At 67.9% G+C, this 12,191-nt stretch carries 11 protein-coding genes; 4 read left to right on the forward strand and 7 right to left on the reverse strand.

What is annotated here, in order from left to right:
* Window positions 1-81 precede the first annotated feature (81 nt).
* Window positions 82-339: a sulfurtransferase TusA family protein gene (locus MKI84_RS01840; protein ID WP_241616258.1), complete on the reverse strand. Its 258-nt coding sequence runs from the start codon at window positions 337-339 to the stop codon at window positions 82-84.
* A 148-nt stretch (window positions 340-487) separates the two neighbouring features.
* Between MKI84_RS01840 and mobB the strand changes: the two genes are divergently transcribed.
* Complete coding sequence (gene mobB / locus MKI84_RS01845; RefSeq protein ID WP_241616259.1) at window positions 488-1,015, forward strand: molybdopterin-guanine dinucleotide biosynthesis protein B; 528 nt, start codon at window positions 488-490, stop codon at window positions 1,013-1,015.
* Here mobB and mobA read toward each other — a convergent pair.
* Genes mobA through recG form a run of 3 tightly spaced genes read right to left on the reverse strand, consistent with a single transcriptional unit; the run spans window position 1,012 to window position 4,170 of the window.
* On the reverse strand, window positions 1,012-1,626 hold the full coding sequence (mobA, locus tag MKI84_RS01850) for a molybdenum cofactor guanylyltransferase MobA (RefSeq protein ID WP_241616260.1): 615 nt from the start codon (window positions 1,624-1,626) through the stop codon (window positions 1,012-1,014). The two genes, mobB and mobA, sit on opposite strands and share 4 nt — an antisense overlap.
* Complete coding sequence (locus tag MKI84_RS01855) at window positions 1,626-2,057, reverse strand: YbaN family protein (RefSeq protein ID WP_425353780.1); 432 nt, start codon at window positions 2,055-2,057, stop codon at window positions 1,626-1,628. The genes mobA and MKI84_RS01855 overlap by 1 nt, the downstream gene beginning before the upstream one ends.
* Before the next feature lie 16 nt (window positions 2,058-2,073).
* The gene (recG, locus tag MKI84_RS01860; RefSeq protein WP_241616515.1) at window positions 2,074-4,170 is read right to left on the reverse strand and encodes an ATP-dependent DNA helicase RecG; all 2,097 of its coding nucleotides are present in this window, start codon (window positions 4,168-4,170) and stop codon (window positions 2,074-2,076) included.
* Between the two features lie 151 nt (window positions 4,171-4,321).
* Here recG and MKI84_RS01865 point away from each other — a divergent pair, with 151 nt between their 5' ends.
* Window positions 4,322-4,618, forward strand: coding sequence for an FAD assembly factor SdhE (locus MKI84_RS01865; RefSeq protein WP_241616261.1), 297 nt, complete (start codon window positions 4,322-4,324; stop codon window positions 4,616-4,618).
* A complete protein-coding gene (gene mfd / locus MKI84_RS01870; RefSeq protein ID WP_241616262.1) occupies window positions 4,615-8,295 on the forward strand; it encodes a transcription-repair coupling factor in 3,681 nt (1,226 codons plus the stop codon). The genes MKI84_RS01865 and mfd overlap by 4 nt, the downstream gene beginning before the upstream one ends.
* Before the next feature lie 25 nt (window positions 8,296-8,320).
* Here mfd and MKI84_RS01875 read toward each other — a convergent pair whose 3' ends face one another.
* Both MKI84_RS01875 and MKI84_RS01880 read right to left on the reverse strand, forming a co-directional pair.
* The gene (locus tag MKI84_RS01875) at window positions 8,321-8,656 is read right to left on the reverse strand and encodes a hypothetical protein (RefSeq protein WP_241616263.1); all 336 of its coding nucleotides are present in this window, start codon (window positions 8,654-8,656) and stop codon (window positions 8,321-8,323) included.
* Window positions 8,657-8,819: 163 nt separating this feature from the next.
* Window positions 8,820-10,523: an extracellular solute-binding protein gene (locus MKI84_RS01880; RefSeq protein ID WP_241616516.1), complete on the reverse strand. Its 1,704-nt coding sequence runs from the start codon at window positions 10,521-10,523 to the stop codon at window positions 8,820-8,822.
* A gap of 319 nt (window positions 10,524-10,842) precedes the next feature.
* On the opposite strand from MKI84_RS01880, the gene MKI84_RS01885 reads away from it, so the two are divergent.
* The gene (locus tag MKI84_RS01885; RefSeq protein WP_241616264.1) at window positions 10,843-11,619 is read left to right on the forward strand and encodes an invasion associated locus B family protein; all 777 of its coding nucleotides are present in this window, start codon (window positions 10,843-10,845) and stop codon (window positions 11,617-11,619) included.
* 83 nt (window positions 11,620-11,702) lie between these two features.
* On the opposite strand, the gene hspQ is transcribed toward MKI84_RS01885, so the two are convergent.
* The gene (gene hspQ, locus MKI84_RS01890; protein WP_241616517.1) at window positions 11,703-12,032 is read right to left on the reverse strand and encodes a heat shock protein HspQ; all 330 of its coding nucleotides are present in this window, start codon (window positions 12,030-12,032) and stop codon (window positions 11,703-11,705) included.
* Between the last annotated feature and the right edge of the window lie 159 nt (window positions 12,033-12,191).

Raw genomic sequence — 12,191 nt, forward strand, 5'->3', positions numbered from 1 at the left:
GCGGAGCCGGTGTCTCTCTGCTGTCCATCGAGCGCGACCGCGATCTGGCCGCCGATCTGATCCGACGCCCGGCGCAGCGGATCACCCCTTGCGGATGTGGAACACCAGCCGGTCGGTCTGCCGCTCCTGGCCTTCCAGCGTGTGGCCGTTCTCGTGCAGCATGTGGGGAATGTCGATCACCGCCATCGGGTCGGTGCATTCGACCGTGAGGCGCAGCCCCGGCGCGCCGCGCTCCAGCGCCCGGCGGGTCAGCAGCGCGGGAAGCGGGCACTTCAGGCCCCGGAGGTCGAGCGTCTGCGCCTCGTCTGTCGACGGGTTCTGCGGCGGGTCGTTGTCCATGGCCACTCTCCTGCGGTCGCAATAGGCCGGGCGCCATCCGCCGCGCAAGCGGAAAGCCCGATCGGGCGATGGCGGGCGCCGGCTTGACAGGGCGGCCCCCTCGGCCGATGTGGCCCTCGTGCCACCCATCTGCGAAGGAGACGCGGCTATGAGGCTCATCGGCTTTGCCGGCTGGAGCGGGGCGGGCAAGACCACCCTGCTGGCGCAGCTCATTCCCGTGCTGGTGGCGCGCGGGCTTAAGGTGTCGACTGTCAAGCACGCCCATCATAATTTCGACGTCGACAAGCCGGGCAAGGATTCCCACACCCATCGCCTTGCGGGCGCGACCGAAGTGCTGATTTCCTCCGCCAATCGCTGGGCGCTGATGCACGAATTGCGCGGCGCGCCGGAGCCGGAACTGCCGGACCTGCTGGCGCATCTGTCCCATGTCGATCTGGTGCTGGTGGAAGGCTTCAAGCGCGACCATCACCCGAAGATCGAGATTCACCGCGCCGAGGTCGGAAAGCCGTTCCTCCATCCCGAGGACGCGCACATCATCGCCATCGCCGCGGATGTCGCGCTGCCGGACGCCACGCTGCCGGTGATCGACCTCGACGATATCGGCGCCATCGCCGATCTGGTCGAGGCTCATGCCGTGCCGGTCGACGCCATCGACTGGCGGCAGGCGGGCGGCTAGCGCGCGCCGGCGGCCAGCATCCGCTCGGCCTGCGCGAGGTCCTCGGGGGTGTTGACGTTGAAGAACGGGTCGGCGGGTTCTGTCGGCCAGTCCACCGCGACGGCGTCGACCGCGTCGGCGAAACGGCCGACCCGGCGTTCGTCGTCGTCCACCAGCGCGGTGCGCAGCCGCCCGCGCAGCGTCACCTCCCATAGGCCGACCACCGGATGGCGCCGCCCGGCGGAAGAGGCGATCGCGGCCGGGCTGCCATGGTCAACGCAGGCCTGAAGCAGCCGCACCGCGAGGTCGTCCGGCAGAAACGGGCAATCGGCCGGCACGCAGAGAACGAAACGCGCCGCCGGCTTGTGCCGCGCGGCATGGTCGAGCCCGGCGAGCAGGCCGGCGAGCGGGCCGGGAGAGTCCGGCAGCGAATCGGGAATGACGGGGAGGTCGAGACCGAAGCGGTCGGCGTCGCCATTGGCGTTGAGCAGAAGCGCGCTCACCTGCGGCGCCACCCTTGCGACCACCGCGCCGAGCACCGTGCCTGCTCCGAGCGGGCGCAGCGCCTTGTCGCCGCCGCCCATGCGGCGCGACAGCCCGCCGGCGAGGATGAGGCCGACCGGCTTGTCCATCACGCGGTCGGCCGGGTCAGCAGATAGATCGCGCAGGCAAGCATCACCAGCCCGGCGGGGATCAGGCCGGCCGGCGGCACACCGGTATAGGCCATCAGCCCGAAGCTGAAGGCCATGCTTCCCGTGGCGACGAACTGCGCCCAGCGCGGCACCGCGCCCCGCTCGCGCCAGCGCACGACCGAAGGCCCGAGCCGTGGATGGCCGAGCAGCCAGGCCTCGAAGCGCGGCGAGGAGCGGGAGAACAGCCAGGCGGCGAGAATGAGGAAGACGGTGCCCGGCAGTCCGGGCAGGATGATGCCGGCAACGCCGATGCCGACGCACAGCCAGCCGAGCGCGAACATCATCCAGCGCAGGGATGACGTAGCGTAAGAAATGCGGCGAGGTTTATCGTCCGTCGGGCTCATCAAGGTCGCGCTGGCAAGTCGTTTCATGGTCGTTACGCAATAATCAGCCGGCGCTGAGGAGCTTCACGGCGATATCTCGCTCGAAGACATGTAGCAAAATCCGTAGCGCCGCTCCATGTTCCCCCATCAGATCGGAATCGTTCTGAACGATATCTAGTGCCTCGGCGCGGGCGCGCTCGAGAAGGGCGCCATGCACGTCGAGCCGGGCGAGGCGGAAGCCGGGAAAGCCGCTCTGCCGCGTGCCGAGAACATCGCCTTCGCCGCGGAGCTTGAGGTCCTGTTCGGCGAGGAAGAACCCGTCCTCGGAGCTCCGCAGCGCCTGGAGCCGCTCGCGCGCGATCTCGCCGAGCGGGCGGCGGTAGACCAGAAGGCAGATCGAGGCCTCCGAGCCGCGCCCCACGCGCCCGCGCAATTGGTGGAGCTGGGCAAGGCCGAAGCGCTCGGCATGCTCGATCACGATGATGGTGGCCTCCGGCACGTCCATGCCGACCTCGACCACGGTGGTCGCGACGAGGAGCTGGGTCTCGCCAGCGGCGAAGGCGGCCATGGCGGCATCCTTCTGCGCGCCCTTCATCTTGCCGTGGATCAGTCCAACCTTGTCGCCGAACCAGTGGCGCAGTTCCTCGAAGCGCGCCTCGGCGGCGGCGAGGTCCGAACTTTCCGATTCCTCGACCAGCGGGCAGATCCAGTAGGCACGCCGCCCCTCTGCCAGCGCATGGGCAAGGCGTTGGACCACCTCGTCGAGCCGGTCGGAAGGAATGGTGCGGGTGTCGATCGGTTTGCGCCCGGCCGGCTTCTCGCGCAGCTCGCTGGAATCCATGTCGCCGAAATAGGTGAGCACCAGCGTGCGCGGGATCGGGGTCGCGGTCATCACCAGCACATCCACCGCCTCACCCTTGGCGGCGAGGGCAAGGCGCTGGTGCACGCCGAAGCGGTGCTGCTCGTCGACGAGGGCGAGGGCGAGGTCATGGAACTCCACGCCCTCCTGAAACAGGGCATGGGTGCCGATGATCAGGTCGATCTCACCCGCCTTGAGGGCACTGAGCACGGCGTCGCGCGCGCGCCCCTTCTCGCGCCCGGTCAGCAGGGCGAGGCGCAGGCCCGCTGTCGCGGCGACCTTCTCGATGGTCTTCATGTGCTGGCGGGCGAGGATTTCCGTCGGTGCCATCAGCGCGGCCTGCCGCCCGGCCTCGATCACGGTCGCGCTCGCGAGCAGGGCTACCACGGTCTTGCCGGAGCCGACATCGCCCTGAAGCAGGCGCAGCATGCGGTGGGGCGAGGCGAGGTCCGCGCGGATCGCCTTCAGCGCCTCGACCTGGGAGGAGGTGAGGGAGAAGGGCAGCGTGTCCTCGATCCGCCGGGACAGCTGGCCATCGCCCACGCTCGGCCGGCCTGCCAGATGAACGGTGCGGGCGCGCACCAGAGCGAGGGTGAGCTGGCTCGCCAGCAATTCGTCATAGGCGAGGCGCCGCCAGGCGAGGCCGGCCGGGCTGGCGTCGACGGGATCGCGCGGATGGTGGATGCGCTCCAGCGCCGAGCGGAAGCCGGGCCGCGCCGTGTCCGCCGGGCCGCCGTCGGCGCGCCATTCTGGCAGTTCCGGCGCCCGCGCCAGCGCCGCTTCGATGGCGCGGCGGACATGGCCCTGACCGAGCCCTTCCACCAGCGGATAGATCGGCTCGATCGGCGGCAGCTTCGCAAGGCCAGCCTCATCGACCACCCGGTCCGGGTGAACCATCTGCGCGGCGCCGTCATAGAGCGTCAGGGTGCCGGAGACATAGCGGGTCTCGCCGACGGGCATCAGACGCTCGATCCAGCCGCCATCGGCGCTGAACCAGGCGAGGGTGATATCGCCGCTCTCGTCATGGGCGAAGACACGGTGCGGGGTGCGGGCGCCGCGCGGTGTCGGTACATGGCGGTCGACATGGAGCTTGAGTGTCACCACCGTGTCGGGCAGCGCTTCGGCAATGGTCGGACGGGCGCGGCGGTCGATGGTGGAGGAGGGCAGGTGCAGCAGCAAATCCAGCACCCGCGCGCCTTCGGGGCGCCCGAGCAGCCGGTTGAACGGGCGTGCGAGCTTGGGACCGATGCCGGGAAGGCTCTCGATCGATGCGAAATACGGGTTGAGGATGTCGGGACGCAGGGAGCCGGTTGCCATGGTGCGGGGCAAGGTGGACGAAGCGTGTCGCCTGCGCAATCCGCGCAGCACGCATTCCCCCGCAAGGCATGACAGGGCGCCCATGTCGCGCTAAAAGCCGCTTCCTTCGCTATAGGGCGATCCACGAGGTCCTCTCATGACCGGAACGACACGTTCGAGCGCGGGCCTTGACCCCCGCCGCCGCCGCATCCTCTATCGCTCCTGGCATCGCGGGACGCGGGAGATGGACCTGTTGATGGGCCGCTTCGCGGACGCGCTGATTTCCGAGCTTTCCGAAGAGGATGTCGCCGATTTCGAGAAGCTGATCGAGGTCGAGGACCCCGACCTGTTCGGCTGGATCAATACCGGCGTGCCCGATCCCGCGTTCGATACTCCCATCTTCCACCGTTTCCGGCTGTTCCACCTGTCCGGCGAGAGCGTTCCCGAAATATGACGATCCCGCTTTCCCGGCTGGGCGCGCTGCTGGCGCCCGGCAAGACGCTGACCCTCGCCAACGTGCCGCCCGGCATGCAGGGTCTGGTGATCGCCGACCTCGCCCGTACCCTCGCGGCGCAGGACAAGGCGCCATGGCCGACGCTGATCGTGGTCTGCCGCGACACCGAGCGCATGGCGGAGCTGGAGCGGGCGCTCGACTTCTTCGCCCCCGGCGTGGAGGTGCTGGCGCTGCCTGCCTGGGACTGCCTGCCCTATGACCGCGCCTCGCCCAACGGCGCCATCGTCGCCCGCCGCATGACCACGCTCGCCCGTCTCGCGCGGGTGAAGGGCCGCGAGGGCGGCTCGATCGTGCTGACCACGGTCAACGCCGCGCTCCAGCGCGTGCCCTCGCGCGCCCTGATCGCGACCCAGTCCTTTTCCGCCGCGCCGGGCAATGCGCTCTCGCTGGACGAGATCGTCGGCTGGGCCGAGGTGAACGGCTTCCTGCGCACCCCGACCGTGCGCGACACCGGCGAATATGCGGTGCGCGGTGGCATTGTCGACCTGTTTCCGCCGGGTCTGCCGGCGCCGGTGCGGCTCGACTTCTTCGGCGACACGCTGGAATCGATCCGCTCCTTCGATCCCGAGACCCAGCGCACGGCGACGCAGATGCGCGCGCTGGACCTCGTGCCGATGAGCGAATTGCAGCTCACCACCGAGACCATGCGCCGCTTCCGCATGGCCTATGTCGCGCAGTTCGGCGCCGCCCAGCGCGGCGACCTGCTGTACGAGGCCGTGAGCGAGGGCCGGCGCTATCCCGGCATGGAGCACTGGCTGCCGCTGTTCAATGACGGGCTCGACACGCTGTTCGACTACGCGCCCGGCGCACCGATCCTGATGGAGGCGCAGACCACCGACGCCGCCAAGGAACGGCTGGAGCAGATCGCGGATTATTACGAGGCACGGCGCGAGGCGCTGGAGCAGGGCGGACAGTCCTCGCCCTACAAGCCGCTGCCGCCCGAGGCGCTGTATCTGACTGGTGCCGAGTGGGACGCCCGGCGCGAGGGCGCGGCGATGGTCGCGCTTTCGGCCTTCGCGCTGCCGGAATCCAAGCAGGTGATCGACCTCGACGGCCGGCCGGCGCGCTCCTTCGCACCCGAGCGGGCCGATCCCGAAGCCTCGTTGTTCGACGTTGCGGTGGAGTATCTGCGCACACTGGCCAAGACCAAGCGCACCGTGCTGGCCGCATGGTCGGATGGCTCGCGCGATCGCCTCTCCACCGTGCTGGCCGACCATGGGCTGAAGGGTACGCAGACGGTCGGCACGCGCGACGCCGCCGACACGCTGCCCAACGGCACTATCGGCCTCGCCGTGCTCGGCATCGAGAGCGGGTTCGAGACCGATGGGCTTGCGGTGATCGGCGAGCAGGACATTCTCGGCGACCGCCTCGTGCGCCCCAAGCGCAAGGCGCGCCGGCCGCAGGACGTGATCGCGGAACTGACATCGCTCACCGCTGGCGACCTCGTGGTGCATGTCGACCATGGCATCGGCCGCTTCATCGGGCTGAAGACCATCGAGGCGATGGGAGCCCCGCACGACTGCCTCGAAATCCACTATGCGGAAGGCTCCAAGCTGTTCCTGCCGGTGGAGAATCTCGAACTCCTGTCGCGCTACGGCTCGGAGGATACCGAGGCGCAGCTCGATCGGCTGGGCGGTGGCGGCTGGCAGGCGCGCAAGGCGCGGATGAAGAGCCGCATCCGCGAGATGGCGGCCGAGCTGATCAAGATCGCCGCCCAGCGCCAGCTCCACGAGGCGCCGCGCCTCGTCCCCGCGCCGGGGCTCTATGACGAGTTCCGCGCCCGCTTCCCCTATGAGGAGACCGAGGATCAGGAAGCCGCTATCGAGGCGGTGTTCGACGATCTCGGCTCCGGCCATCCGATGGACCGCCTGGTCTGCGGCGATGTCGGCTTCGGCAAGACCGAGGTCGCGCTGCGCGCGGCCTTCACCGTGGCGCTGAACGGCAAGCAGGTGGCGGTCGTCGTGCCGACCACCCTGCTGGCGCGCCAGCATTTCAAGACGTTTTCCGAGCGCTTCAAGGGCCTTCCGGTCGAGGTGCGCCAGCTTTCGCGCCTGGTCTCCAACAAGGAGATGAGCGAGACCCGCAAGGGGCTCGCTGACGGGACGGTCGACATCGTGGTCGGCACCCATGCCGTGCTCGGCAAGCAGGTATCGTTCAAGGATCTTGGCATCGTCATCGTCGACGAGGAGCAGCATTTCGGCGTCGGCCACAAGGAGCGCCTCAAGCAACTGCGTGCCGACGTCCATGTGCTGACCCTTACCGCGACGCCGATCCCGCGCACGCTCCAGCTCGCCATGACCGGGGTGCGCGAGCTTTCCCTGATCGCCAGCCCGCCGGTGGATCGTCTCGCGGTGCGCACCTTCGTGACGCCGTTCGATCCGTTGATCGTCCGCGAGGCGCTGCTGCGTGAACGCTATCGCGGCGGGCAGAGCTTCTATGTCTGTCCGCGCATCGAGGACCTCGGCGAGGTCAAGGACTTCCTCGACAAGCAGGTGCCCGAAGTGCGGGTTGCCGTCGCCCACGGCCAGATGGCGCCGACGCAGCTCGAAGAGATCATGTCCGCCTTCTATGACGGGCAGTTCGACGTGCTTCTGTCGACGACTATCGTCGAATCTGGCCTCGACATTCCGACGGCAAACACGCTGGTCATCCACCGCGCCGACATGTTCGGCCTCGCCCAGCTCTACCAGCTGCGCGGGCGCGTCGGGCGCTCCAAGACGCGCGCCTATGCGATCTTCACCCTGCCGGCGGAGAAGCAGGTGACCGCGCAGGCGGAGCGGCGGCTGAAGGTGTTGCAGTCGCTGGATTCGCTGGGGGCGGGCTTCCAGCTCGCCAGCCACGACCTCGACATTCGCGGGGCGGGCAATCTGCTGGGCGACGAGCAGTCCGGTCACATCAAGGAGGTCGGCTACGAGCTGTACCAGGAGATGCTGGAGGAGGCGATCGCCAACCTCAAGGCCGGCATCACCGCGCCGGTCGCCGACAAATGGTCGCCGCAGATTTCCATCGGCATGCCGGTGCTGATCCCCGAGGACTATGTGGCGGACCTGCATGTCCGGCTCACGCTTTATCGCCGGCTCGCCGAGATGGAGACCGACGAGGATATCGCGCAGATGGGCGTCGAGCTGGTGGACCGCTTCGGCCCACTGCCCGAGGAAGTGCAGCAACTGCTCAAGCTGGTCGCCATCAAGGCACTGTGCCGGCGGGGAAATGTCGAGAAGGTCGATGCCGGCCCGCGTGGCGCGGTGCTGACCTTCCGCGACAACCAGTTTCCCAATACCGCGGGGCTGGTGGGATGGATCGGCCTGCCGAACGTGGTGGCCAAGGTGCGCCCGGACCTGAAGCTCGTTATCTCGGAGGACTGGCCGGATGCCGAGGCGCGGCTGAAGGGCACCGTGGCGCTGCTCAAGGACCTCGCGAAGCTCGCCGGGTTGAAGGGCACACTTCCGGCGGATCAAAGCGTGTTCAACAAGGTGGCCTCTCCGCCCCGGCCCGCGCCGGCTCCGGCGGCACCGGCCAAGAAGTCCGGCGGTGCGTTCCGGCCCACCGGTTTCCGCCCCTCGGCTCCCACGTCGCCGGGTGCGCGGCCATCCGGCCCGAAGGGCTGGCGGCGCTAGCGAGCGCCGCCGGTTCCCTCAGGGCTCATGGCGGCAGGTTGTACGCGCTGTCGCTGTCGGGCAGCAGGTCGGCATCCACGTCCCCGCCAATGCCGACACCGACGCCGCCCATGCTGTCGCCGCCAGCCTGCTGCATATAGTCCTCGGACTTGCTGGCGCCGGGCACGAACGGAGCGGGACCGGGGTCCAGATAGTTCGGGTTGTTCAGCGGCGGGATATTGATCTCCACATTCTCGTCGCCATTCGGCACGGAATTGGGATGGATCGTGATTGCCGGGTTCTGGGCCAGTGCCGGCACCGCCGGCAGGACCAGAAGGCCGGTCAGGATAAGCGCGGCGTAATGCGCGGCGCGGTCACTCATGGCGCTACTCCGAAACCTGTAACAGGCGCCGCTCTCCCCGCGAGAGGCGACCGGGCGCCCGGACATCCCCTAAGGAGACGTTTCCGCCCGCCATGTCCAGCGCTTCATGGCCGCAGGGCCAAGGAATTCACGCCGATTTGGTTTCCAGGCACCACCACCGAGCCTACCCGCCCGGCCGGCGCCACCAGCTCTCCGCCAGGGTACCGGCGAGCGAGACCCGTTCCGGCCTCTGGATCTGTTCCCAGCGCGCGATCCATTGCGCGGGGGTGTAGAACAGCGGCAGCGAGAAGCGCGCCGACATCAGCACCCGGTCGAGCGCGCGCACCGCGTCAATGAAATCCGCGCGCTCGCGGGCTGCGAGCAGCGCGGCGATCATCGCATCCGCCGCCGGGCTCCTGAGCCCCATGAAATTGCGCGTGCCGGGCGTGTCGGCCGCCGGCGAGCCGAAATAGAACGCCTGTTCGTTGCCCGGAGAGAGCGACTGGTCCCAGATATAGGGCACTATGTCGTAGTCGTAGCTCTGCTTGCGCGCCTCGAACTGCACATTGTCGACGAGGCGGATGCTCAGAGTGATCCCGGCGCGGCGCAGCATGGATTGATAGGCCAGCGCGAGGCGCTCCTGATCCTTGGTGCCGACCAGAAGCTCGGGGGAGAAGCGGCGCCCGGTGGCGGCCGAGGTCATCGCGCCGGCTTTCAGTTCCCAGCCGGCGGCGGCGAAGAGATCCAATGCGCGCCTGAGCCTTACCCGGTCGCGCCCGGTGCCGTCGGAGACCGGCGGCCGCCAACTGCCGTCCATGACCTGCGGTAGCACCGCGGCGGGGTAGGGGGCCAGCAGTTCCCGTTCCCGCGCGCCGGCTGGCCGGCCGAGGGCGGAGAGTTCGGAATCGTCATAGAACGAGCCGTTGCGCCGGTAGAGGCCGAAATAGAGATTGGCGTTGGCCCATTCGAAATCGAACAGCTCCACCATGGCCTCGCGCACTCGGGCATCTTTGAAAAGCGGGCGGCGCATGTTGAAGATCAGCGCGGAATAGGGCTTGGGGCGGCCGTTTCCGACCTCCTCCCGCACGATGCGGCCATCGCGCACGGCGGGGAAGTTGTAGCCGGTCTTCCAGCGGCCGGGATCGGTCTCGAATCGGATGTCGTAGAGCCCGCGCTTGAAGGCCTCGAACTGGCCGTTCACGTCGCGATAGAAGTCGTAGCGCAGACTGTCGAAATTATGATTGCCGCGATTGACCGGCAGGTCGCGCCCCCAATAGTCGCTGGTGCGCTCCAGCACCACAGTCTCGCCCGGCCGCACCTCTGTGACGCGATAGGGACCGCTGCCGAGCGGCGCGGTGAAGCTGGTCTCCTCGAAGCGCGTCGCGTCTGTGGCGTGCTCGGCCAGCACCGGCATCAGCGAGAGAATGAGCGGCAATTCGCGATCGACCTCGGCGAAGTCGAAGCGCACATCGAGCGGCCCATCGGAGCCAGCCCGCGCAACTTTGCCGTAAAAGGCGCGGTGATTGGGGCGGCCCTTGGCTTTCAGCAGCTCGAAGGAGAACAGGACGTCGCGCGCGGTGACCGGCGCGCCGTCCGAGAAGCGCGCGCGTGGATCGATCGCGAAGGCGACATATGAGCGCGCATCGTCAGTCTCGATGGTGCGGGCGATCAGGCCATAGACCGTGAACGCCTCGTCGGGCGAGCGCGCCATCAGGCTTTCGACGATGTTCCAGCGTATGAAGGGCAGCGCATTGCCGCGCACGATGAACGGGTTGAGGCTGTCGAAAGCGCCGACCACGCCCTGGGTGAGGCGCCCACCCTGCGGCGCCTGCGGGTTCACGCCGGAAAAGTTCGTGAAGTCAGCAGGATGAAGCGGTTTTCCGTGCATGGCGAGGCCATGGCTCGCCACCCCGTCGGCCGCGGCGCGGGCGACAGGTGGGCGGCCCGTGCCTATGAGCAGGCCGGCTCCCGCAACAAGACCGTTGCGCAGAAAGGCGCGACGGGCGATATCGGTCACGCTAGCGCTCCTCCGGTCATAGATTCGACTCGTGCTTAGCCAATCGTGTACGGCTTGAACAGAGAGGCCGGATATGCAGCCGGGTCACTGTCTCGCCGTATTTGGACGGGAGACAGCGCTTGTCTTGGAGATGGCGCCGAGGCGTCTTCCTTAATCGTCCTCGCTGCGGTCCGCACGACAGGAACTCGATATGATCACACGCACGTTCTCCGCGCCTCGCTTTGCGCGCCATGTAGCCGGTGCCGTCCTCGCGCTGGCCATTGCCGGTGGCGCGGCTCAGGCCCAGCAGGCCCAGAAGCCGGCCCCCGCCAAGCCCGCCGCTCCGGCGGCGCAGGCCGCGCCGGCCGGCCAGGCTGCCCCCGCCGGTCAGCCGCAGGCCCAGCAGATTCCCGCCATTCCGGTTCCGTGGGTGAAGCGCTGCGAGCAGGAGCCTTCGATCAAGAAGGAGGTCTGTAACTACGAGCAGACCATCATCACCGACACCGGGCAGTTTCTGGTCCGCTTCGGCATCTTCGAGGTCAAGGACGACCAGCGGAAGGCGTTCACCGTCTCATTCCCGACCGGCCTTCTGCTGCGCAACGGCTTCCGGGTCGCGCTGGCCAACGAGCAGCCGATCATGGGCACCTTCATCATGTGCGACGAGCGCATGTGCCGTGGCGACCTTCAGATCGACCAGGATTTCATCAACCGCATGAAGAAGGCCCCGGGCCTAACCCTGCAGGTGGCGAACCAGGTCGGCCGGCTGATTTCCTACCCGATCGGCCTCGGCGACTTCGCCAAGACCTATGACGGGCCGCAGACCGACCCCAAGGTGTTCGACGAGCAGCTCAAGAAGATCCAGGAACAGGTCAAGGCCCGCCAGACGCAGCTCCAGAGCGAGGCCGCCGCGCGCGAACAGCAGACCAAGGCCGGTCTTGAGAAGCTGGGCGCAGAGAAGCTGAAGGGCGCCGCTCAGCCGGCGCAGTGACGCGGGACATCGGTCCACATCAACGACAGCGCCCGGCGATGAGCCGGGCGTTTTCATTTTCGAGATGAGGTTGGCAGCCTAACCTATTGCAGCCGCTCGCTGCGCACCCGCCAGCCGCCGTCGCCATCGGCCGCCAGCATTTCCTCGACCTGGGGATGGCGGACCGGCTCTCCCGAGGTGTCTGGTTCGAGGTTCTGCTCGGAGACATAGGCGACGTATTCCGTCTCGGCGTTTTCGGCGAGCAGGTGGTAGAACGGCTGGTCCTTGGTGGGGCGGATGTTCTCGGGAATCGATTCCCACCATTCGTCGGTGTTCGAGAATTCCGGGTCGACATCGAAGACCACGCCGCGAAACGAGTAGTGACGGTGCCGGACGATCTGGCCGATGCGGTACTTGGCGTTGCGTTCCTTCATGTCCATGGCTCAACACTCTTCGCGCGACAGGTAAGGACGTCCTCGTAGCGGCCCGGCAACGATGCGTCGCCCAATTACTCCCACGGCGATTTGATCGATGCAATCACCGGCCGGTCCGGCTTAAAATGAACATTGACCCGAATCCGGCGACCCGATAGC

Origin of the sequence: Ancylobacter gelatini (genome assembly GCF_022601675.1) — a bacterium.
Classification (GTDB): Bacteria; Pseudomonadota; Alphaproteobacteria; order Rhizobiales; family Xanthobacteraceae; genus Ancylobacter; species Ancylobacter gelatini.